The organism is Paenibacillus sp. GCM10027628 (genome assembly GCF_042676385.1).
In the GTDB taxonomy this organism is placed as follows: domain Bacteria; phylum Bacillota; class Bacilli; order Paenibacillales; family NBRC-103111; genus Paenibacillus_E.
On record NZ_JBHTHA010000033.1, the window covers coordinates 43,703 to 65,218 of the forward strand.

A 21,516-nucleotide genomic window follows, 5' to 3' on the forward strand; every position below is an offset into this window, starting at 1 on the left:
TGATGAGCATAGCATACAAGCAAGTGCATAAACAGTACTCTGGTGCTCCGGCTCCAGCTGTTGACCATGTGAACTTAGCCGTCCAGGAAGGCGAGTTTATCGTCTTCCTGGGTCCTTCGGGCTGCGGGAAAACCACACTGCTGAAGATGACGAACCGATTATATGAGCCAACCTCAGGGACGATTGAGATCGACGGGACGGATATTTGCACGATGCAGCCGGAGACGCTGCGCCGCCGGATCGGCTATGTCATTCAGCAGAACGGTCTTTTTCCGCATATGCGGATTGAAGATAACATTGCTGTCGTTCCAAGGCTCTTGAATTGGAATGAGAGGGTTATTTCAGAGCGAATTGACGAATTGCTGGAAATGGTTCATCTGGATCCGAAAGTTTTCCGTAGACGACTTCCCAGCCAGCTCTCAGGGGGGCAGCAGCAAAGAGTCGGCATAGCCCGCGCGATGGCAGCTGATCCGAATATTTTGCTTATGGATGAACCGTTCGGCGCCATTGATGCCATCACACGGTTGAGTTTACAGGATGAATTGCGGCGAATTCAACGCAGGACCAAGAAGACGATACTTTTCGTAACGCATGACGTGGATGAAGCGTTCCGATTGGCAGACCGCATCGTGGTCATGCAAAGCGGGAAAATCGTCCAATTTGACACTCCCTATGCCATCATTACAAATCCGGCGAACGATTTTGTGAAAAAGTTAGTCGGTGACAGGGATATTTACCGCCGGATGAATCTATTGAAAATAAGCGACATCCTGAAATTGAAAGAAGAAGATAAAGGGCCGGTCGTAAGCACGAACGGTGTCGTTCAACTGGAGGAATGCGTCAAGGACGTATTTACCCGTCTGGTGGAGACGAGAGTTAAGGAATTAACCGTTGTCAATCACATGAACTGCCGCGTTGGAACGATCGATATCGATACGATTTTGGACCAAATGGAAGCGCATGGACGCACTTATGCGAATAGTTGAAGATACTTTCGGGCGACTGACGATACCAGACGATGCGTTATACGGGGTACAGACGGCACGGACCGTAAACAATATGAGCTTTTCCGGCCACAGCCTTTCGCAATATCAGTCATACGTTCGATCATTAGCGATGGTAAAAAAAGCTGCAGCTGTTGCAAACGCTCGTGCCGGCGAGATCGATGAACCGACCCGGGATGCGATCATCGAAGCCTGCAATCAACTGATCGAAGGCAAACATCTTCATCAGTTTCCTGTGGATGCCTTCCATGGAGGAGGCAGCATTGGCATCAACATGAACGTGAACGAGGTAATTGCCGCCTTGGCTGGCGGGAATGTGAACCCGACGGATCATGTAAATGCATCCCAGTCGACAGCCGATGTCTGCCATACAGCGATCCGCATAGCGCTTATTCAGTCGTTCCGGCCACTGGCGGAAAATCTCGCGCATGTCATAGATACGCTGAATCGCAAAGCTGCGGAGTTTGAGCCCGTACTAACAATCGCCCGTACATGTTGGCAGGACGGTATGCGCGTATCCGCCGGTATATTGTTTCAAGCTTCCGCATCTGCGCTGTCGCGTCGTCTTGTTGCAGTGAATCAAGCTGTGGACAGCATACACCGGATCAATCTGGGCGGCACAGTAATCGGCTCCGGGGTCGGAGCAAACCCGGTGTACCGTGAAGCGATCGTCCCCATTTTGGCGGAAATCGCCGGACTTCCATTGCAGCCGAGGCCGGACCTCTTTGATGCAGCGCAATATCCGGACGATCTGGGGCGGTTGTCTTCGGAGATTCGCCTTACCTCAGCCGTGCTGGTTAAGCTGGCCAAGGATTTGCGGCTGCTCTCCTCCGGACCGGAAAGCGGACTCACGGAGCTGGTGCTTCCTGCCGTGCAGGCGGGTTCTTCTTTTTTCCCAGGCAAAGTGAATCCGGTCATTCCCGAAACCGTTATTCATTGCGGATTATTGATCAATGGAAATGACCACACCATCCAATCGGCCGTAGAGCTGGGCGAGGTGCATTTGAATTTGGCCGACGGTTTGATGGGCACGCTGCTGCTGGATAATATGCAGATGCTTTCACGGACGGTTGCGATATTTGAATCGCGATGCTTATCCGGCATCACGATAAACGAGGAAATGTGCAGGCGCTATGCGGACAGTTTCATTCCGATGATTGTTGATTTGAAGGAAACATATGGGTATCAACAGGTCTCAGAGTGGTTGAAGCAATGGGGACCGGAAAAAATCAGAGAGAAGTTTCGGGAGGAGAGAGACGCATGAGTAACATTCAACCTGCCCAACTGGAATGGGCACAAGATTGGTTAGAGACGACGAAATCCCTTTACATCGGCGGGGAATGGGTAACCGGCAGAGGTTCGCTGATCAGCTCGATCAATCCGGCGAACGGACAGGCGCTTGGTAATTTCCGGGGCGCGAATGAGGAAGATGTGAATGAGGCGGTTGCAGCCGCTCGTCAAGCGTTTGAACAGGGCGAATGGAAGTCGATGTCCCGCAAAGAACGAGGCCGCACCATGTGGCAAATTGCCGCACTGATCCGCCAGCATCAAGCAGAGCTAGCGACGCTAGAATCTTTGGACAACGGCAAGCTTTACAAGGAAGCCTATTTGGATGACGTGACCGAAGCAGCTGAGCTTTTTGAGTATTACGGGGGCTGGGTAGATAAGTTTTACGGCGAAGTGAACCCGGTGGAAGGCAATTTTACGAGCTTTACGACGAAAGATCCGATCGGGGTGTGCGGTCAAATCGTTCCTTGGAATTTCCCAATCGTCATGGGCGTCTGGAAGCTGGCGCCTGCACTTGCTATGGGGAATACGGTAGTTTTCAAGCCTTCGAGCGCGACGAGCTACTCGATCATTCGTTTATTCGAAATCATTCACGATTCCGGTCTGTTGCCGAAGGGAACGATCAATCTCATCCTCGGTGAAGGCCGGATCGGATCCTATATCACCCGCCATATGGGCGTGGACAAAGTTTCATTCACCGGCAGTACGGGAGTTGGCAAGCAGCTCGTTCACGATTCGGCGGATTCAAATCTGAAGCCGGTGACACTTGAGCTTGGCGGGAAATCGCCAAATATATTGTTCGCCGACGCGCCGAATATGGATGCGGCAATCGAGCGTTCTTTCTATGGATTATTTACGCATAAAGGGGAAAAGTGCTCGGCGCCGACCCGGCTGTTCGTAGAACGTCCGGTTTACGAAAAGGTTGTTTCCAGGCTAGCCGAATATGCGAACGATTACCGCCTCGGTGACCCGTTCGATCCGGATGTGAATCAAGGTCCACAAGTATCCAAAGCGCATATGGAAAGCATTCTGGATTACATTCAAAAAGGTATCGAACAGGGTGCGCGCGTTGCTGCAGGCGGCTATCGCGATGTTGAAGGCAGCAATCAAGAAGGCTATTTCGTAAGACCCACGATACTGGCTGATGTTACGAATGACATGATCGTTGCACAGGAGGAAATATTCGGACCGGTGCTCGTTGTCATTCCATTTGATACGGAAGAAGAAGCCGTACGGCTTGCCAATGATTCGATTTACGGTTTGGCCGCCGGTTTGTGGACGAACGATGTTGCCAGAGCCCATCGGGTCGCTAAGAAGCTGGAAGCCGGTCAAGTATTTGTTAATCGGTACGGTTGTTATGATTACGCCAGCCCTTTCGGAGGCTTTAAACAAAGCGGTTGGGGCAAGGAGTATGCCATTCATTCTTTAAGCTCTTATACCAAAACGAAAGCGATCTGGATCGCTCATTAAAAAAGTCTTAGGAGGACAACGCATCATGAAAATGAAAGCAGCCGTCATGACCGAAATCGGCCAACCGCTTGCCATTAGGGAAGTCGATCTTGCCGCGCCTCAAGCGAATGAAGTGCTGGTCAAGATCGAAGCAACAGGCGTATGCCATAGCGATTACAATGCGCTTTTCGACGAAACGACACCGATACCGACGATTCTGGGACATGAAGGCGCGGGGATCGTTGTAGACGTAGGGCCGAATGTTAAAACGGTGAAGCCCGGCGATAAAGTAGCTTTGAGCTGGGTTCCATTTTGCGGCACCTGTGAATTTTGCCAAACGGGCAAGGTGAATTTGTGCGAGTCCGCCTTCGGCCCCATGTTCGCAGGTACGCTGCTGGACGGCTCGACGCGTCTTAGCATGAATGGCAATAAGGTTTATCACAATTCGCTTTTATCTACCTTTGCGGAATATGCCGTTGTTCCCGAAATGAGCTGTATCAAGCTTCCCGATGACATGCCCTTCGCACAAGCTTCCTTGATCGGCTGCGGTGTAGCGACGGGTTATGGAGCTGCCGTCCGCGCTGCGGAAGTAACGCCGGGCTCTACGGTTGCCGTATTTGGTATTGGTGGCGTTGGCGTGAATGCGATTCAGGGAGCACGCATAGCCGGCGCTTCCAAAATTATCGCGTGTGACTTAAAAGATCAGAATCTAGAAATCGCCAAAAAATTTGGCGCCACCCATACTGTCAACGTAGGTCAGGTTAACGCTGCAGATGCACTGAAGGAACTGACTGGCGGCTTCGGTGTTCACTATGCCATTGATTGCACCGGCAATACGAATGCCGCATCTTCCGCGTGGCAAGGTACCCGTAAAGGCGGGGTAACGGTTGTGATCGGTGCGTTCAATCCGAAGAAGGAGCTGACACTGCCGGCAGGCGGGTTCCATCGGGTCGGTAAAATTTTGAAAGGGAGCTTCTACGGGGATGTGCATCCGTTCCGTGACTTCCCGATTATCGCGCAGCTCTATCTGGAAGGGAAATTCCAATTGGATGAACTGGTTCTATCACGCATTCAATTGCAAGAAATTAATCAAGCTTTCGACAGCTTCCATGATCATTCTTGCGTTAACGTTGGGCGGACCGTCATTGAGTTTGGAGGGAAATCAACATGAGTGGATTTGAATTTCAAGCGAAGACAAAAGTCGTGTTTGGCATTGACCGTTCCAGGCAAATCGCGGAAGATGTGAAAGCATTGTGCAGCGCTACGAAGGCGGTGCTCATTACAGACCCGGGACTGGTGCAGCTGGGGGTAGCGGAACCGATTCTGCAGACATTGCGCAGCGGCGGAGTTGAGGCTCACCTGTTTAGTGAAGTTCAGAGCGACCCATCCAGTATCTCCATCGATCAAGCGGCAGCGTTAATCCGAGAAACCGGAGCCGACTGCGTTGTCGGCTTAGGCGGCGGCTCCGCTATGGACGTTGCTAAGATGGCTGCGCTTGTCGCTGGCGCCGGGCATCCAGCCGAGCACTACGCACTGATGGCGAATCCGTTCCAGCCAAAGCGGATCGCGTCGATCATGATTCCGACAACGTCCGGCACAGGGGCGGAAGTGACCAGCACGGTCGTGTTCTCTACGAAGGAAAAGCGTAAAGTATGGGGCTGGGATGCCGATATGGCACCTGATCTGGCTGTGCTCGACCCGATGCTGACCGCCATGCTGCCGCCGCACTTAACGGCTGCTACCGGTCTCGATGCGATCGTGCATGCGATAGAAGCGGTGGCGGGCAAGCGCAGCAATGCAATGATCAGGGCGCTCAGCCTGGAAGCTATTCGTTTGGCGGCCCAATCGCTTCTTGCCGCAGTGAGGGAGCCGGGCGATTTGAAAGCCCGTGGGGATCTCAGCCTGGGCGCGATGCTTGCCGGCATGGCGATCGAGCAAGGCGGCACCGGCATTGCACATTGTATCGGCCACGCGCTCGGTACGCTGGGCCGGGTGCACCATGGGCGGGCAGTTGCCATCGCCCAGTATGACGTATATGAATGGAACATCGAAGCTAATGTTCTTATCCATGCCGACATTGCCCGAGCACTCGGCGTTATCGATCAAGGGCAGGGCGACCTCGCCTTGGCTCAGGCCGGCGCTGTCAAGTTCCGGGAGCTTGTGGAAGCAAGCGGTATCAAGCTGTCACTGAGCGGCGAAGGCCTAAGCACGGCGGATGCTGAGAGGTTCGCTGAGATCATGCAGGCTGAAGAGAATGCGCCGATGCGGAATAACAACTGCCGCAGCTCCTCGATCGGAGAATTGCAGCAGTTTGCTTTAACGATTTTATCGCGATGACAACGCTCTTGGTGATTCTCGCTTTGCAGGTCGTCTATGTTTCGATGCTTACAACCCGCTTTATCCTCATGGTTAAAGGCTTTCGTTACATTGCGGCTCTGATGAGTGCGTTCGAAATCGGTATTTATGTCATTGGCTTCAAAATCGTACTTGATCATCTAGACGAGCCTCTCAATCTGATCGTTTATTGTTTAAGTTATGGACTTGGCGTATTGATGGGGACGAAAATTGAGGAACGTTTGGCGCTTGGGTATGTGACGGTACAGGCGGTAACGAAAGCTGAATACGGTCATATGGCCGAAGTACTGAGGGCAAAAGGTTTCGGAGTGACCGTATGGCCGGCCGAAGGCAAAGAAGGATCAAGCTGGGTCATGTCCATTGTCATTCATCGCAAAGAGCAGCAGCAGCTTTATCATGAAATTTTGTATCTGGATCCACAAGCTTTCGTTGTTTCGTATGAGCCAAATTTATATCATGGCGGTTTTTTAATGAAAAGGTCGGCTTGGCGCCGCAATCGACATATGTAAAAAATAGAGCCGGTGTTCCTCCGTGGAACGCCGGCTTTTCCTCCGTGGAACAAAGGCTGTTCCATACTCCATTTGGATATTAAATCAGGTTTTGAGTAGGGTCCTCCTTGATGCCTCTATTCTGTAATATAAAATATGTAGCGGGTAAGAGAAGGTGAAATGTCCGCATTCCAAGCTACAGTTAACTTCAAGTAACTTAGTTTAAATTTATTCACTTCTTCTCATGACACGTGTGATTACCTATAATTGAAAATGCGAGATGATGGAGGAAAAAAGGGGAGAGTCCTTATGAACATTGATTTGAGAGGTCAAACAGCGCTTATTACCGGGGCTTCGGGACAGCTTGGCCGCGTCATGGCTCGAACTCTGGCTCAATGTGGAGCGGATGTTGTCATTCACTACATTCAGAATGAGCTGAAGGCGGCCGAGTTACAGGCTGAGATCGAGGGTATCGGGCGCCGTGCTGTGACTGTTCAAGCTGATGTGACCAAAGCGGATGAGGTCACGGCGATGAAGGAGCGAGCGTTCGGACTTACGGGGGCTGTAGATATTGTCGTTGCAAATGCCGTTGTTCAATACAATTGGACATCGGTGCTCGATCAGCCGACGGAAGACTATATCAGCCAGTTTGAATCGTGCGTGATACAAAGTGTACTGCTCGCAAAAGCATTTGTACCGGACATGGTCAAACGAAAAAAGGGCAGGATTATAGGTATAAATACGGAATGCTCCATGCAAAACTTCCCTTCCCAGTCCGCTTATGTGAGCGGGAAACGAGGGATGGACGGGTTGTATCGGGTGCTTGCCAAGGAAGTCGGCGAACATCAGGTGACGGTCAACCAAGTGGCGCCAGGCTGGACAATCAGCGATAGGGATCGGGAAAACCAAACGGAACGCCAAGCGTCATATGAAAGCAATGTGCCGATGAAACGCCGCGGCACCGATCAGGAAATCGCCAATGTGGTAGCGTTTCTGGCATCGGATTTGGCGAGTTTTATTACGGGAGCATTTATTCCTGTGAATGGCGGCAATATAATGCCGACGATATGAATCTACTGAGTAGGAGTGAGATATAGATGAAAAAGAGAATAATCGTGACAGGCGGAAGTGGAAAAGCTGGTAAATGGATTATCAAAGAGTTGGTTGAGCAGGGGTATGAGGTATTGAATTTGGATTGGAAGCTGCCGGAAGAACCTTTGTGCCGGACACAGATTGTAGATTTGAACGATTTGGGTCAGGTTCACAATGCCTTATCGCCATACAGTATCAGAGATAGACAACCCGTGGAAGCGGTCATTCACTTCGCTGCGATACCGGAAGCGTTTATTTATCCGAATGACGTGACATATCGGAATAATGTCATGAATACGTATAACATCTTGGAGGCTGCAGCTAATCTTGGTATCAGCAAGGTGGTACTCGCATCCAGCGAATCCTCATACGGTATCGTGTTTGCAAATCAATTTTTCGCGCCGAATTTCCTTCCTATTGATGAAAGCCACCCTCAATTGTCGGAAGACAGTTACGGATTATCCAAGATGGTTAATGAAATGACAGGGGAAGCTTTCCATCGAAGGACAGGCATGCAGGTTATTTCCTTCCGTCTTGGGAATATTTTGGAACCGAAGGATTATCCGCGAGTAAAGATGATCTTCGCTAATCCAGAAGAACGAATTCGCATTCTTTGGAGCTATATTGATGTTAGGGATATGGCTGTAGCCTGTAGATTGGCTGTTGAGAAAGATGGGCTTGGCGCACAATCGCTTATTTTGGCGGCTGACGACACTTCATCCGATCTTGCTAGTGAAGAACTGATCCGTAGATTTATGCCTGAGCTTGCTGAATTCGCCCAACATTTGCCTGGACGAGCCAGCTTTCTATCAAATGCCAAGATCAAAGAAGTTCTCGGATGGAAACAGCAGCATTACTTCATGGAACAATAAACAACCGTAGTTATCTGTATCGCAACCATGACAACGATTGCTGATGCAATTTGGGGTCATCCCATCACTTGATGGTCCCTGTACTTGCTATTTTTACTCGAACCTTAACATCGAAACGGACACTTGGATAAAAGGCTTGCCAATCTTGCCAAGCCTTATCTCCTGCTTGATGGGTGGCTTGGTAGCGTAGACCGAAGCCGACGGGATCGACACCTTTTTGCTGAATCAGCTCCAATAGTTTTTGAATTCGTGCCTGCCCTTGTTTTTCCGCTTCCCGCTCGTAGTCCCTCCAGTTCTCATTAAAAAACACTTTATTTGTCTCTTCCACACTTCCCTCAATTTTTAGTTTCATATGGACTGTAGGAGGTTGATTTCCTTCTCCGTCCTGTATATCGTATTTCACTTTGAGGTCTCTGACGGCAAGCATGAAGTTGGCCTTACTGGAATTTGTTACCATCTCAATTTTGCTGAATGTTCGCACCAGTGTGATGAAGACACGTGTCTGGTCAGGCGTCAGGGTGAGCACCCCCCGTTCTTTATCCAGAAGCATGACCCGATTAATTATATAGGAATCCTTTTCGGCTTGAATGACGGGAAGGTAAGGATCCTTGCCTTTTTCTTTGATCCGCCGATAGAAATCGAATAAATACTCCGTTATGGTATACGACGATTCTGAACCTTCCTGATCAAAGCTGAGAAAGAGGGCATTGCCAGACAATTGCTCGGAAGTTGGCTTCACTTTTAACACCGCCTCCGCAGTAGGTTCCCCGACAGCCATATATCCGATCATTTGAATGTCGCGCCGCCGCACCAACCAGTCCAATGGCTCGGCAATGCCGTGCTCGGCAAGCGATTTTCCCAATATGCTTACTTTGGCATGACCGAATTCCAGTTCTTTGTCCACCTTGGCTTTGATCAAGCGAACGGCTTCCGTTACCGAGCTCGCCTCTTCTTGAACGATCTGGAATTTGGATTGACCGGGCACAATGGTTTGGGAAGGTATGGCTAGCTTGAGCGTAACCCGATACTTTTTATCGGGATTACCGCTATCATCAATTCCGATTGCCGTAATGAAGAACCGTTTATCGATATCCTTGAAGCCGCATCCGGTTAGGAGCAGCGTCACCAACAAAGCTACGACAGTCATCTTCATGACCTTACCTTCTTTCGTTTTCTTGCTGCGACAAAGCATAAGAGACCGACCAGTCCAATCTCGCTCAAAAACCGGATGATTTCCAAATAACCTGCAATTATAGTCTCCATTTTTTCTTTAACTAAAAGCTGATAGACAACCGTCAACAAACCGAAGATGCCGCATAGGCACCAGCTCAAAACCGGGGTTTCCACCCGATCGAGATTGGGCTTTTTGGAAGATAAACAGCCTTTGAACGCCTCTGCCCCGACATGCCAAATAACGGACACGAATACAAACGAAAGCAGTATATACACCAGAACGAAAAGATACACAACCCGCTCGAAGAAACCGTACTTCATGCGTAAAGAATCCGCAGTGGATACCCAAACATGGAGGTATTCCCCCACACCTACGGTTCCATGGAAGCCGATCGGAATAAAGAAAGTGGTGGCCAGCGTTAAATAACTCATGATCGGTAAAATCCATCGATAACGAAACTCCTCCTCTTGTTTGAAATTCCGGTTAAAAATGCAAAAATTGAGGTAGCCCATCAATATAATTGATGTGGAAGACAGCGCCGTCATAGATGGCGGGCGACCGACATAATTCGCGACGGTTCGAATGGCGTCCCAGTCCAGCAGCCTGCTGCCATATGCTTTGGCAAGCATAAAAAACAACACTGGAAGAGTCAGTATCATGGCGATCTCTTGGCCAAATAACAAAGTGCGGGTGGGACGGGATGCGGCCCAAACGCAAATGAGAACATAAAAGAGGACGAGGAACGTTATCTTGATCTCAGGATTAAAGAAGCGGGCTATAATGATCGAAATCGTATTCACGATCGCGACTCCAAGGCTAAACCAAAACAGAACGAAATAGAGCAGCACGGGCTTCCAAATCCACGTGGGCAGCGACTCCTGAAAAATTTCGGGTAATCCCTTCCCGGGGAACTTGCGGATCGCTGCTGAGAACAGATAAGCAAGCAACGAGCCAATCGCTCCTCCCAGTATCAAAGCCATGACGGCCCCGTTGAACCGGTCTTCTATGAGGAAGTGGGGCACATAAAAGAACAGGTTCATCAACATGCTCATAGCCACGTTATAGTAAAAATAGCGGTTTATGACACTTTCCCTCCCTTTTTCATCCCGCTGGAAGAGCGTTCATTAGCGAATATGCGGAAATAGGGCTGCTCGAAACTGCGCAGATTTGCAAGCCAGATGAGGAGAACAAAAAAACCGCCGGCCAAACCCGTCACCCCGAATAAACTCGCCAGAACAATCAAGGGGTAGCGGATCACCCTAATGGTATAGAACATTGGATTCACGGGAATCAAAAAGCTGGAAATCGCGACAAGCGAGACTACGATAATCAGGACACTGCTAACGAGACCTGCCTGCTGCGCGGCTTGTCCGAGAATCAACCCTCCCACAGTTGCCGCGGTGGAGCCGATATATTTAGGCAGACGTATACTGGCTTCCGTAAGGGCTTCTATCATGAATGACATGATTAGGACTTCCATATAAGAAGGATACGGGACGGCGGCCCGGCTGCCGGCAATGGAAAGAGAAAGCTGTACACGGAACATTTCCGGATTGAAGGATACGGCAGCAATGTAGATGGCTGGCAGAAACAGAGTGAAGAAAACGGACAAATATCTCAAAAAAGCGGAACAACGGTTAATCCAATAATTCGTGTAAACATCGTCCATAGCCGATACAAAATCGTAAAAAACCGCTGGACCGATCATGGCGAACGGGGTTCCCTGAACCAAAAATACGATCTTTCCCTGAGACAGGTTGAACACGGCGCGGTCCGGTCTATCGGTATGAAGCATGGTTGGGAACAAGGAATACTTTTGGCGATTCAGCAGTAAATACAACTGATTAGAGGCCTGTATAACCGTGGCATCCAATTCTTTGAGTCTTTCCTTCACATGGCTAAGGGCGGACTGGTTCACTACAGCCGAGTCATATAGTAAGGCAATCTTTGTTTGTGTCATTGTTCCCGCGGTAAAGTTCTCAACGATCAGATTGACGGATGGATATCTTTGGCGGATGATGCTGATATTGGTTTCATTATCTTCACATAATGCATTCTGGGGCCCGTACAGCGTTCCTTCCACTTGGGACGGGACTGGCTGATTACCAAGATCTTTCACCGCTTTAAACGCCAGGATCTGCTCTTCCATGAAGATTAAGGCGTATCCCTCGTAGAGCATTTTCAGCAGGCTTCCCGTATCGGATGGTTCGACTGTTTCGGCCAAATCCTTCATATAGATTGCAAATTCGGCAATATTCTTATTTTTGGCAAAAGGAACCCGAATGAATGCGTACAATTTGCTCGGATCGCAAAGGGAAACGTTATATAGCAGGTGAAGAGTCCCGTCCTCTTTTTGCAGCTGCAGGTTCTGATTGTCATCCGAAGCCGATAAAATACCGATTAACGCTTCGAGCAAGCTGTCGATTCGTTCACTCATTGCTATAACTCCTCAAACCAATTTACAGGTTATCGTGCCCAGATATGGAAAAAAGAAACCGTGGAGCGAGACTACTGACGATGCTTTTAGCATCTACAACTTTTACAACCACTTTATGGTAAAATAGAGCAGCATAGCTATAGGATTTGTAATAGGGAGAGTGCAATCAATGGAACAGACCTTTTTTGTTAATAACCGTCAAAAGTTGATTCAAGGTTTGGCTGACGATTCGATTGCCGTTTTGTTTGCTGGGGAAGCTCCCCATAAATCAGCGGACGCGAATTATCCGTTTAAGCCGAACCGCCATTATTATTACCTAACTGGACTGACCAAACCGGGCTCAATCCTGGTCATTACCAAGCGCGGCACCCAAGTCGAAGAGACGCTGTTTATTGAAAAAGTTGAACCGGTATTGGAAAAATGGACCGGTAAGATGATGACCGCGGACGAAGCTAAAGGGATTACCGGCATCGAGAAGGTGCAAGATCGCGATGCCTTTGAACGCTTCTTCCAAACGGCCGTAACGAACTATGACTGCAAAACCGTGTACTTCGACCTCGAACGACGCGGGTTCCATGACCTGCCGGGCCGGGAGGAACTGTTTGCACGCAAAATACGGGAGCAATATCCGGCACTTGTCGTGCAGAATCTGTACCGACTCATTGCCCACATGCGACTGTTCAAGTCACAAGATGAGATCGTCAAGATGAAGCGCGCCATCGAAATCACGAAGGAAGGCATCGAGAGAATGGTGTCTCACATGCGTCCAGGCGTCAATGAGGCGGAGCTGGAAGCACACTTTACGTACAACTTGCGAACTTCCGGTGCGAAACATTATGCCTTTGAGCCGATTGTGGCGGGCGGTGCCCGTGCGACGGTTCTTCACTACGAAGAAAACGACCACGATGTTCAAGAAGGCGAACTGGTGCTTGTCGACATCGGCGCGGAATACGATCAATACAATGCCGACATCACCCGCACGTTCCCGGTTGGCGGCACGTTCAGCGAGCGTCAGAAAGCGATATATAACCTCGTGCTGAAGGCTGAACTTGAAGTCATCAAGGCGATCAAACCGGGTGTTCCGTTCACCAAGCTGAATGAGATCACTAAGCAAGTATTGGCCGAAGGGTGCAAGGAGCTTGGCGTGATCGAGAACGATGAAGAGCTGAGCAACGTCTACTACCATGGGGTTAGCCACAGCCTTGGCCTTGACACGCACGATGTCGGCGACTACCGAGGGCTGGATTTGCAACCGGGTATGGTGCTGACTGTGGAGCCAGGCTTGTACATCTCCGAAGAAGGCATCGGCGTCCGCATTGAGGATGACGTACTCGTTACGGCAGACGGTTGTGAGGTACTCTCCAAAGATATCTTAAAGACAGTCGACGAGATCGAAGCCTTCATGGCCAAAGCAAAAACGACAAAGTCACTGTGAGATAAATAAACAGTCCTTGTTGCTTGAGGGAGAGCTCTCCCATGGACAAGGTCTGTTTTTTGCTTTTTGGACAAAATATGAAATAAAGTCACATTGTTGATTTTACAAATGTTTATTTCCGTGTTACCATAAGCATGTAAGAAGGATCGTATTTAAGGAAGGTGAAATGAGCATGATAAATTTGTCTGGAATGATTGATCATACGCTTTTACGTGCGGATGCAACAAAAGCTGAGATCACCAAACTAACGGACGAAGCGAAGAAATATGAATTTGCATCTGTTTGTGTGAATCCAACCTGGGTACGCTACGCGGCAGAACAGTTGGCTGACAGTCGTGTAAAAGTTTGTACGGTAATCGGATTCCCGCTTGGGGCTGCGACTTCCGAAACTAAAGCCTTTGAAACTGGCAACGCGATTGCGAACGGCGCCACGGAGGTGGATATGGTTATTAACATCGCTGCCTTAAAGGACGGCGATCATGCATATGTAGAAACAGATATCCGCTCGGTCGTTGATGCGGCTGCAGGTAAGGCGCTTGTGAAAGTAATCATTGAAACGTGTCTCTTATCGAAAGAAGAAAAAGTCCTCGCTTGTCAACTTGCTGCTAAAGCCGGGGCTGACTTTGTCAAAACTTCGACAGGCTTCTCTAGTGGCGGAGCAACTGCCGAAGATATAGCCCTTATGCGTTCAACGGTAGGAGAAACAATGGGTGTCAAAGCTTCTGGAGGGATCCGTAATTTGGAAGATATGAAAAAAATGATTGCGGCAGGCGCATCCAGAATTGGCGCTAGTTCCGGAGTGAAAATTATGGAAGGCGAAGTATCGACATCTTCGTATTAATCTGATTTCCTGTGCTGCTCCTTTATGGAGCAGACTTTGTTCTAAGGAAAATGCTTTCTATTTGTAAGAGTCATGAAAGCGTTTTATAGTTATGAAGCAAACCTTAACAATCTAACTTCCGGGAGAGCACACCATGAGATATTTAATAGCTTTGTTGGGTATACTTGTCGTTTTTTGCCTCACGTATCTCGTCAGTAACGATAAACGAAATATTCGCTATAGACCGCTAATTGTTATGATCGTCCTGCAGGCCATTTTAGCTTTTGTTTTGCTAAATACGTTCGCGGGAGCTTTGCTGATCAAAAGCTTTTCAACCGTTTTCGAGAAGTTGTTGACATTCGCCGGAGAAGGAATCAACTTTGTATTCGGCGGGATAGCCAATCAAGGACAAGCCCCGTTTTTTATCAATGTGTTATTGCCGATCGTGTTTATTTCAGCGCTTATCGGGATTTTGCAATACACAAGAATTTTGCCGTTTATTATTAAATATATTGGTCTTATTTTGAGCAAAGTGAACGGCATGGGAAAATTAGAATCGTATAATGCGGTGGCTTCCGCTATTTTGGGACAATCTGAGGTCTTCATTTCCGTTAAAAAACAAATAGGTCAACTTCCGCAGCAGCGGCTCTACACCTTATGCGCATCTGCTATGTCAACGGTATCGATGTCGATTGTCGGGGCGTATATGACCATGATCGAACCCAAGTATGTGGTGACGGCTCTTGTCCTCAATTTGTTCGGGGGCTTCATTATTGCTTCGATCCTGAATCCCTATACGGTTAATAAAGAAGAAGATATTTTGGTCGTACAGGAAGAAGAGAAACAGTCATTCTTTGAGATGCTGGGCGAATATATTATGGACGGGTTCAAAGTGGCCATTGTTGTAGCTGCGATGCTGATCGGTTTCGTAGCCTTAATTGCGCTGATAAACGGGATCTTCAACGGCATTTTTGGCGTATCGTTTCAGGTATTGCTAGGTTACATTTTTGCCCCTTTCGCCTTTGTGATGGGCATTCCTTGGCACGAATCCGTTGAAGCCGGAAGTATTATGGCGACCAAGATGGTCTCCAACGAGTTTGTAGCGATGCTTGAACTTGGCAAGCATGCGGCTCTATCCGGGCGTACCATTGGCATCGTTTCGGTTTTCCTTGTCTCGTTTGCAAATTTTTCCTCTATCGGTATTATCGCGGGCGCAGTGAAGGGGCTTCACGAAAAGCAGGGGAATGTTGTGGCCCGTTTTGGTCTGAAATTATTATACGGGGCAACGATGGTCAGCGTTTTATCAGCTATCGTAGCCGGATTATTCATTTAAGTAAAAATAACAAAGCTAAAGGAGTAAGAGCATGAGCGTTCATATCGGAGCAAAACAAGGTGAAATCGCAGAAACGATTTTATTGCCGGGGGATCCGCTTCGGGCCAAGTATATTGCTGAAACGTATTTGGAGGATGTGATTTGTTATAACCAGGTGCGGGGCATGCTTGGTTATACGGGTACGTATCAAGGGCAACGGGTGTCCGTGCAAGGCTCTGGCATGGGGATTCCTTCGATCAGCATTTATGTAAATGAATTGATTCGGGAATATGGAGTGAAAAATCTGGTTCGCGTGGGCACTTGCGGGGCTATGCAGGAACATGTCCATGTTCGCGAAGTGATTTTGGCGCAGGCGGCTTGTACGGATTCCAGTATGAACCGTCATGTCTTTGCCGATTATGATTTCTCGCCAATCGCCAGCTTTTCGCTGTTAAAAGCAGCTTATGAACGCGGAGCTTCCAAAGGCTTGAAGATGCACGTGGGTAATATCTTCAGTTCGGATATGTTTTACCGCGATGACAAGTCGGTTGTACAAAAAATGATGGACCACGGGGTTTTAGCGGTAGAAATGGAAACAACCGCTCTGTATACGTTAGCGGCGAAATATGGCGTCAACGCTTTGACCATTTTAACGGTGAGTGATCATTTGTTAACGGGGGAAGAAACAACAGCGGAAGAACGGCAAATCACGTTCAATGACATGATGGAAGTAGCGCTCGATACCGTAACATCCCTGTAATTAGGGCTTGTATGAATATTAACGATAAATGAGGAGTTGGTTTCAATGAGAATGGTCGATTTGATTGCGAAAAAGCGGGACGGTCATGAATTGACGACGGATGAAATCAATTTCATTATAAGTGGCTACACGAAAGATGAGATTCCGGATTACCAGGTTAGCGCTTTGGCTATGGCGATTTTTTTTCAAGATATGACGGAGCGGGAACGGGCCGATTTGACGATGGCCATGGTGAACTCCGGCGAAACCATTGATTTATCTGCCATTGAAGGCGTGAAGGTCGACAAGCACTCTACAGGCGGAGTAGGCGATACGACGACGCTGGTTCTAGCTCCGCTAGTTGCCGCTCTTGATATTCCGGTTGCCAAAATGTCCGGGCGCGGGCTCGGTCATACCGGGGGAACGATCGATAAATTGGAAGCCATTGAAGGATTCCACGTAGAGATTGATACCGATGAGTTTGTACGTCTGGTGAATAGGGATAAAATTGCGGTGGTCGGCCAGTCCGGTAATCTTACTCCAGCAGACAAGAAGCTGTACGCACTGCGCGACGTAACAGCGACGGTAGATTCCATTCCTTTGATCGCCAGCTCGATTATGAGCAAGAAAATTGCCGCGGGTTCCGATGCGATTGTCCTTGATGTGAAAACGGGGGCCGGCGCGTTTATGAAGACGGTGGAAGATGCCAAGGAATTGGCGAGTGCTATGGTCCGCATCGGCAATAATGTCGGCCGCAAAACGATGGCGGTGATTTCCGATATGAGTCAGCCGCTTGGTTATGCCATTGGCAACGCATTGGAAGTCAAAGAAGCGATCGATACGTTACAAGGAAAAGGGCCGAAGGATTTGGAAGAGCTTTGTCTTGCCCTGGGCCGACAAATGGTGTATTTGGCGAATAAAGCAAGCTCTCTTGAAGAAGCCGAGGACATGCTAAAAGAAGTAATAAGCAATGGCAAAGCTTTGACTAAATTCAAAGAGTTTGTTGCCAATCAAGGCGGCAACCCGGCGGTGGTGGATCATCCGGAGAAATTACCGCAAGCCGCCTATCAAATTGAAGTGCCGGCCAAAGTAGACGGGGTTGTCGCTGAAATCGTAGCCGATGAAATCGGTACCGCCGCGATGTTGTTAGGGGCAGGCCGCGCGACAAAGGAATCGATTATTGATCTTGCTGTAGGACTGATGCTGAATAAGAAAATCGGCGACCCTGTTAAAGCAGGAGAATCGCTGGTCACCATTCATTCGAATCGGGAAGATGTCCATGAAGTGATCGAAAAGATTTATGAAAATATTCGTATCGCAGACCATGCGGAGCCTCCCGTACTAATCTATGAAATCGTGACAGAGTAACCCCAATTATTGAATCTTTCGCTGGCGCGCGGGAATTCCCCCGCACAGCGATGTAAAACATCGTTGCGGTCACGCTACGATGTTGATCCTACCGCTGCAACGATGGAAACCATCGTTGCAGTTCGCCTTTATACGCTGGCGCGCGGGAAGGTGATGAGTTCAGCCCGGCTATTTCTTTGACCTTGTTTTACTTATTTGCACCATTTAATACGCCACCAAGCTACTCCTCCTTAAACCGCGCATGTTTGAACTCGCTCGGCGTTTGCCCGGTTACCGTTTTAAAAACCCTGCTAAAGTAATGGTGATCCCCAAACCCTACAAGCTCGGCGATATCCTTCAGTATCAGATCCGGATGATCTTGGATCAGCTCTTTCGCTTTGTCCATTCGAAGTGCGGTAAAGTACCCCACAAAGGAGGTGTCCGCATAGTTGCGGAACAAATTGCATAAGTACGTACGAGACACGTTGAAAGTATCACTTAGCTGAGTCAGGCTGACCGGTTCGTTAATATGAGATTTTAAGTAATTCCCGATTCTTTCATACAATGAGACGGCATTATCGTGATTGGCCTCATTGGATTGAAGCTGCAGAAGTTTAGTAACCATTTCCCAGCAATAGCCGGCCGCCTCTTCATAGGATACGGCAGTGAAGAGAATTTCCTCGATACGGTTCCCCAGCGTTTTGCTTGCCAACACATCGGAAGTTTGCAAATGCCTGTCAATGAGATGAATGATCCGTTTCAAGTTGCTTTCAACATAAATACTGGGGCATTGCTCGGTTTTCCATACCTGGAAAAGTTGGAAAAATTCTTTTTTCAAGGCAGGCCAATCTTTTTTGGATAAAATGGACCCTATTTTCGATTCAAACTGATTCGCCAGTAGAAGATAGGTTTGTTTCGGCCGATTCATTTCTTCGGGGAGCCGAATCATTTGAGATCTTCCAATTACGATTCTGTTGTACAGAATTTTTAATAGCTGAGGGATAACCTCTTTGATATCGGCAATGTTATTCAATTCCTGACTGTATGCAGCAGAAACAGGAAAGCCGCCGAATGAAAAATAGTCGCGGGTTGTTGTTACGATCCAATCGAGGATCGATTCGTCAATGCGATGAAGTCCAATCACTACGATAAACGAACGCCCGTCTTTCGCATTGAAAATCCAAATGGAACTGCTATCGCCCATAAGCTGTTGCAGTCTTTCCATATATTTCTCGTGTTGGTTTTCGGATTGCTGCAGGAAGAGGAGATCGTTGTCACTTAGCGCTTCAAGCTTTTGAACGGCGAGCACGCAATAAGATGAGAAAACATTCGTCTTCTGAATATCGGGCGGATCCTGAACGCAATTTTGTCCGTCGGATTCTATGATGCTGTGAATAAGCTTCTTACCGAGCGCGTATCTTTTGCTGCGGATTTGCGGTTGTATGCGATAGAGAAGTTCTTTAACAAGTTCCGGATCAATCGGTTTCAGCAAATAATCTACCACACCACCGCGCATAGCTTCTCTCGCGTAATCGAATGACGGGTAACCGCTAATGATGACAACCGCGATATCGGGCCAATCTTTTTGCAAGATGTGGGAAAGTTCAATGCCATTCATGCCCGACATTTTGATATCGGTGAAAACAATGTCGGGCATATGCTTCGCGATAGTGCGGAGGGCTTCTTGTCCGCTGTATGCTTCAGCGACGATATTGGTTTCGATTGCGGATTCGCGACTGAAATCGGCGATGATCCGTTTGATTTTTTCAATAAAAATCGGTTCGTCATCAACGATCAGGATGTTCATATGATCCCCTCTTTATCACCGTAATCTTCGATACAGCCGGAAATAACGATGAAAGCACCGTGCTCCGGATTATTTCCTATTTTAAATTCCACACGATCTTTATAGTGCAGTTTAATCCGCGCGAACGTGCTCAGGATCCCCATCCCGCCCAAAGTAAGCTGCTCTTTTTTCTGCAACGAATCCAAATGCTCGCCGTACGTTTCTATTTTTTCATGTAGAGATGCCAGAGCGTCGGGAGGGATTCCGTTTCCGTTATCAGAGATGGTGATATACCAACGGTTTGCTTCTATTTGTCCACGAATCGTTACAATCAACCCATGTAGGGTGCCTTGAAATCCATGATTGATCGAGTTTTCCACGAGCGGCTGCAAAGTCAGTTTGGGAATGGAGATTCGCTTCATCTCTTCCGGTAACTCGACCTTAAATTGCAGTCGGTGCGCATATCTGGTTTTCATCAATGCCAAATAATCATGCGCAAAATTCATTTCATGCTCGACCGTCGTAATCGGATTGGTCTGAATGATTGTATATCTTAAGAAGCTCGCTAACTTTCGACACACATTGGCAGCTTGGGCATTTTGTTCTTCTTCCGATAATATCGTGATCACGCCCAGCATATTGAACAAAAAATGAGGATTGATTTGCGCTTGCAGAACTTCAAAATGCGATTGCAATTGCATCGTACGAAACTGCACAATCTCCTCTAAAGAAGCCTGCAGCCGCAGGTTCATCTTGCGAAAAGAGCGGTTGAGCAGCTCAATTTCGTCCATCTTAAATTCATTATTCATTTTTACATTCGTATCATCCAAATCAATCGTGTCAATCATCTTTTTAAGTTTCTTGATCGGATAGGTTAGCGCCCTTGATAACAGGTAGAAGACAAGCATCGATAGGGCAATTAAGAATAGAACGGCCGATAAAGAGACGTTCCGGAAGATGCGCAAAGGAGCATATAAAATATCCTCGGAAATGGCATAAAGCGCAGTATATCCGGTTTTTTCGGAAAGCCGGTATAAGGCTGATTCTTTTTTTCCGTGGTTATCGATACTTTGGATGCCAAATTTCGAATGAGATGCGATCGATCTGTAAATGGGGATCTGTTCGTTGTTGCTGCCCTTGCTAGTAGCATTGGAGAACAAAATGTCCGTATCGTCAAACAGGGAAAGGGATGCGCCAGGTATGCCTGTCAGCTTGTCAGGGGCGATGAGCTTATCTGCACGGATTTGCATTTCCAAATATCCGACATGGATGCCGTTAACAGTGAGCAATCGAATAAAGGAATAAACCGGCGTACGGTCCTCGCTCAACCAAGGGTCATGATCGGCATATTCGAGCACTGCCGCTCCTTTGGCTTGCAGCGGTTTTTTCAACCATTCCTCTTCCTTGCGAAGCGCATTGTTAACGGGACGATCAAAAGGTTTGTTGGAGAAAAAGAGACCTTGCTCATTAAAAATAGTAATCCGGTACATGTTTTTATAAATTTCAGCCAATAAGGCAAGGCTGGCATCAATGCTATTGTTTGCTTTTAATGTATCCGCCTCATTTGCAGATAAAGACAGATTTTGCAGCCACTGAATCGCGCTATTGTTGTAGATGCTGTCATCTTTCTTCAAATACAGCTGGCTCGTGATGTTCTCATATTGATTAGCGAACATATCCAGGCTTTCGGTAATGCTCGTTAACGATTGCTGCACGCTGAAGATGATATTTGTCTCTGTAGTACGTTTCAAATAAACATACATGGGGATCGTAATCATTAATGTGAAAATGACAAGGAAAATGGAATAGGTCAAAAATAACTTGGTTTGAAATGTTTTAAAGGAAAACATGGACAGCACCTCGCGTACGATTATCCACTTCGAAGTGAACGATATTCTATTTAATGATCGGTTATCATG

The 21,516-nt window shown here is 48.0% G+C and carries 18 protein-coding genes; 13 read left to right on the top strand and 5 right to left on the bottom strand.

Annotated elements, in window-relative coordinates; genetic code table 11:
• Positions 1-2 precede the first annotated feature (2 nt).
• From ACFQZT_RS21220 to ACFQZT_RS21255, 8 genes are all read left to right on the top strand, one after another.
• Positions 3-986 (top strand): ABC transporter ATP-binding protein, encoded by a 984-nt coding sequence (locus ACFQZT_RS21220; protein ID WP_379302838.1) that lies wholly within the window; start codon positions 3-5, stop codon positions 984-986.
• The gene (locus ACFQZT_RS21225; protein WP_379302839.1) at positions 973-2,268 is read left to right on the top strand and encodes a lyase family protein; all 1,296 of its coding nucleotides are present in this window, start codon (positions 973-975) and stop codon (positions 2,266-2,268) included. The genes ACFQZT_RS21220 and ACFQZT_RS21225 overlap by 14 nt, the downstream gene beginning before the upstream one ends.
• Positions 2,265-3,761, top strand: coding sequence for an aldehyde dehydrogenase family protein (locus ACFQZT_RS21230; protein ID WP_379302840.1), 1,497 nt, complete (start codon positions 2,265-2,267; stop codon positions 3,759-3,761). Before ACFQZT_RS21225 ends, ACFQZT_RS21230 begins: the two co-directional genes overlap by 4 nt.
• 25 nt (positions 3,762-3,786) lie before the next feature.
• Positions 3,787-4,911 carry a Zn-dependent alcohol dehydrogenase gene (locus tag ACFQZT_RS21235; RefSeq protein ID WP_379302841.1) on the top strand — a complete coding sequence of 375 codons (1,125 nt, stop codon included), beginning with the start codon at positions 3,787-3,789 and terminating at the stop codon, positions 4,909-4,911.
• Positions 4,908-6,077 (top strand): iron-containing alcohol dehydrogenase, encoded by a 1,170-nt coding sequence (locus ACFQZT_RS21240; RefSeq protein ID WP_379302842.1) that lies wholly within the window; start codon positions 4,908-4,910, stop codon positions 6,075-6,077. Before ACFQZT_RS21235 ends, ACFQZT_RS21240 begins: the two co-directional genes overlap by 4 nt.
• Complete coding sequence (locus ACFQZT_RS21245; protein ID WP_379302843.1) at positions 6,074-6,604, top strand: DUF2179 domain-containing protein; 531 nt, start codon at positions 6,074-6,076, stop codon at positions 6,602-6,604. Before ACFQZT_RS21240 ends, ACFQZT_RS21245 begins: the two co-directional genes overlap by 4 nt.
• A 288-nt stretch (positions 6,605-6,892) precedes the next feature.
• Complete coding sequence (locus ACFQZT_RS21250) at positions 6,893-7,654, top strand: SDR family NAD(P)-dependent oxidoreductase (RefSeq protein ID WP_379302844.1); 762 nt, start codon at positions 6,893-6,895, stop codon at positions 7,652-7,654.
• 26 nt (positions 7,655-7,680) lie between these two features.
• Positions 7,681-8,547, top strand: a complete 867-nt coding sequence (locus tag ACFQZT_RS21255; protein ID WP_379302845.1) for an NAD-dependent epimerase/dehydratase family protein — start codon at positions 7,681-7,683, stop codon at positions 8,545-8,547.
• Positions 8,548-8,611: 64 nt separating this feature from the next.
• Here ACFQZT_RS21255 and ACFQZT_RS21260 read toward each other — a convergent pair whose 3' ends face one another.
• From ACFQZT_RS21260 to ACFQZT_RS21270, 3 genes are read right to left on the bottom strand one after another with little or no spacing between them, the layout of a single operon-like run.
• Positions 8,612-9,700 carry a Ger(x)C family spore germination protein gene (locus tag ACFQZT_RS21260; RefSeq protein ID WP_379302846.1) on the bottom strand — a complete coding sequence of 363 codons (1,089 nt, stop codon included), beginning with the start codon at positions 9,698-9,700 and terminating at the stop codon, positions 8,612-8,614.
• The gene (locus ACFQZT_RS21265; RefSeq protein ID WP_379302847.1) at positions 9,697-10,767 is read right to left on the bottom strand and encodes a GerAB/ArcD/ProY family transporter; all 1,071 of its coding nucleotides are present in this window, start codon (positions 10,765-10,767) and stop codon (positions 9,697-9,699) included. The genes ACFQZT_RS21260 and ACFQZT_RS21265 overlap by 4 nt, the downstream gene beginning before the upstream one ends.
• 32 nt (positions 10,768-10,799) lie before the next feature.
• On the bottom strand, positions 10,800-12,158 hold the full coding sequence (locus tag ACFQZT_RS21270; protein ID WP_379302848.1) for a spore germination protein: 1,359 nt from the start codon (positions 12,156-12,158) through the stop codon (positions 10,800-10,802).
• A 169-nt stretch (positions 12,159-12,327) separates the two neighbouring features.
• Between ACFQZT_RS21270 and ACFQZT_RS21275 the strand changes: the two genes are divergently transcribed.
• The 5 genes from ACFQZT_RS21275 to ACFQZT_RS21295 all read left to right on the top strand — a co-directional run bounded on the left by ACFQZT_RS21275 (position 12,328) and on the right by ACFQZT_RS21295 (position 17,832).
• Positions 12,328-13,593, top strand: a complete 1,266-nt coding sequence (locus ACFQZT_RS21275) for an aminopeptidase P family protein (protein WP_379302849.1) — start codon at positions 12,328-12,330, stop codon at positions 13,591-13,593.
• A gap of 172 nt (positions 13,594-13,765) precedes the next feature.
• The gene (gene deoC / locus ACFQZT_RS21280; RefSeq protein ID WP_379303197.1) at positions 13,766-14,434 is read left to right on the top strand and encodes a deoxyribose-phosphate aldolase; all 669 of its coding nucleotides are present in this window, start codon (positions 13,766-13,768) and stop codon (positions 14,432-14,434) included.
• Between the two features lie 133 nt (positions 14,435-14,567).
• A complete protein-coding gene (locus ACFQZT_RS21285) occupies positions 14,568-15,746 on the top strand; it encodes a NupC/NupG family nucleoside CNT transporter (RefSeq protein WP_379302850.1) in 1,179 nt (392 codons plus the stop codon).
• A gap of 31 nt (positions 15,747-15,777) precedes the next feature.
• A complete protein-coding gene (gene deoD / locus ACFQZT_RS21290; RefSeq protein WP_379302851.1) occupies positions 15,778-16,485 on the top strand; it encodes a purine-nucleoside phosphorylase in 708 nt (235 codons plus the stop codon).
• A 45-nt stretch (positions 16,486-16,530) separates the two neighbouring features.
• Positions 16,531-17,832 (top strand): pyrimidine-nucleoside phosphorylase, encoded by a 1,302-nt coding sequence (locus tag ACFQZT_RS21295; RefSeq protein ID WP_379302852.1) that lies wholly within the window; start codon positions 16,531-16,533, stop codon positions 17,830-17,832.
• A gap of 220 nt (positions 17,833-18,052) precedes the next feature.
• Here the strand turns inward: ACFQZT_RS21295 and ACFQZT_RS21300 are convergent, their stop codons facing one another.
• Together ACFQZT_RS21300 and ACFQZT_RS21305 are read right to left on the bottom strand one after the other, a co-directional pair.
• Positions 18,053-19,618, bottom strand: coding sequence for a response regulator (locus ACFQZT_RS21300; protein ID WP_379302853.1), 1,566 nt, complete (start codon positions 19,616-19,618; stop codon positions 18,053-18,055).
• Positions 19,615-21,447 carry a sensor histidine kinase gene (locus ACFQZT_RS21305; protein WP_379302854.1) on the bottom strand — a complete coding sequence of 611 codons (1,833 nt, stop codon included), beginning with the start codon at positions 21,445-21,447 and terminating at the stop codon, positions 19,615-19,617. The genes ACFQZT_RS21300 and ACFQZT_RS21305 overlap by 4 nt, the downstream gene beginning before the upstream one ends.
• Positions 21,448-21,516: the final 69 nt, after the last annotated feature.

Bases quoted from the DNA above. Each gene is read 5' to 3' on its own strand.
- ACFQZT_RS21250 (WP_379302844.1), top strand. From the start codon at position 6,893: ATGAACATTGATTTGAGAGGTCAAACAGCGCTTATTACCGGGGCTTCG.
- ACFQZT_RS21220 (WP_379302838.1), top strand. From the start codon at position 3: ATGAGCATAGCATACAAGCAAGTGCATAAACAGTACTCTGGTGCTCCG.
- ACFQZT_RS21240 (WP_379302842.1), top strand. From the start codon at position 4,908: ATGAGTGGATTTGAATTTCAAGCGAAGACAAAAGTCGTGTTTGGCATT.
- ACFQZT_RS21235 (WP_379302841.1), top strand. From the start codon at position 3,787: ATGAAAATGAAAGCAGCCGTCATGACCGAAATCGGCCAACCGCTTGCC.
- ACFQZT_RS21245 (WP_379302843.1), top strand. From the start codon at position 6,074: ATGACAACGCTCTTGGTGATTCTCGCTTTGCAGGTCGTCTATGTTTCG.
- ACFQZT_RS21305 (WP_379302854.1), bottom strand. From the start codon at position 21,447: ATGTTTTCCTTTAAAACATTTCAAACCAAGTTATTTTTGACCTATTCC.
- ACFQZT_RS21225 (WP_379302839.1), top strand. From the start codon at position 973: ATGCGAATAGTTGAAGATACTTTCGGGCGACTGACGATACCAGACGAT.
- ACFQZT_RS21300 (WP_379302853.1), bottom strand. From the start codon at position 19,618: ATGAACATCCTGATCGTTGATGACGAACCGATTTTTATTGAAAAAATC.
- ACFQZT_RS21275 (WP_379302849.1), top strand. From the start codon at position 12,328: ATGGAACAGACCTTTTTTGTTAATAACCGTCAAAAGTTGATTCAAGGT.
- deoC (WP_379303197.1), top strand. From the start codon at position 13,766: ATGATAAATTTGTCTGGAATGATTGATCATACGCTTTTACGTGCGGAT.
- ACFQZT_RS21230 (WP_379302840.1), top strand. From the start codon at position 2,265: ATGAGTAACATTCAACCTGCCCAACTGGAATGGGCACAAGATTGGTTA.
- ACFQZT_RS21265 (WP_379302847.1), bottom strand. From the start codon at position 10,767: ATGTTGATGAACCTGTTCTTTTATGTGCCCCACTTCCTCATAGAAGAC.
- ACFQZT_RS21285 (WP_379302850.1), top strand. From the start codon at position 14,568: ATGAGATATTTAATAGCTTTGTTGGGTATACTTGTCGTTTTTTGCCTC.
- deoD (WP_379302851.1), top strand. From the start codon at position 15,778: ATGAGCGTTCATATCGGAGCAAAACAAGGTGAAATCGCAGAAACGATT.
- ACFQZT_RS21270 (WP_379302848.1), bottom strand. From the start codon at position 12,158: ATGAGTGAACGAATCGACAGCTTGCTCGAAGCGTTAATCGGTATTTTA.
- ACFQZT_RS21255 (WP_379302845.1), top strand. From the start codon at position 7,681: ATGAAAAAGAGAATAATCGTGACAGGCGGAAGTGGAAAAGCTGGTAAA.
- ACFQZT_RS21295 (WP_379302852.1), top strand. From the start codon at position 16,531: ATGAGAATGGTCGATTTGATTGCGAAAAAGCGGGACGGTCATGAATTG.
- ACFQZT_RS21260 (WP_379302846.1), bottom strand. From the start codon at position 9,700: ATGAAGATGACTGTCGTAGCTTTGTTGGTGACGCTGCTCCTAACCGGA.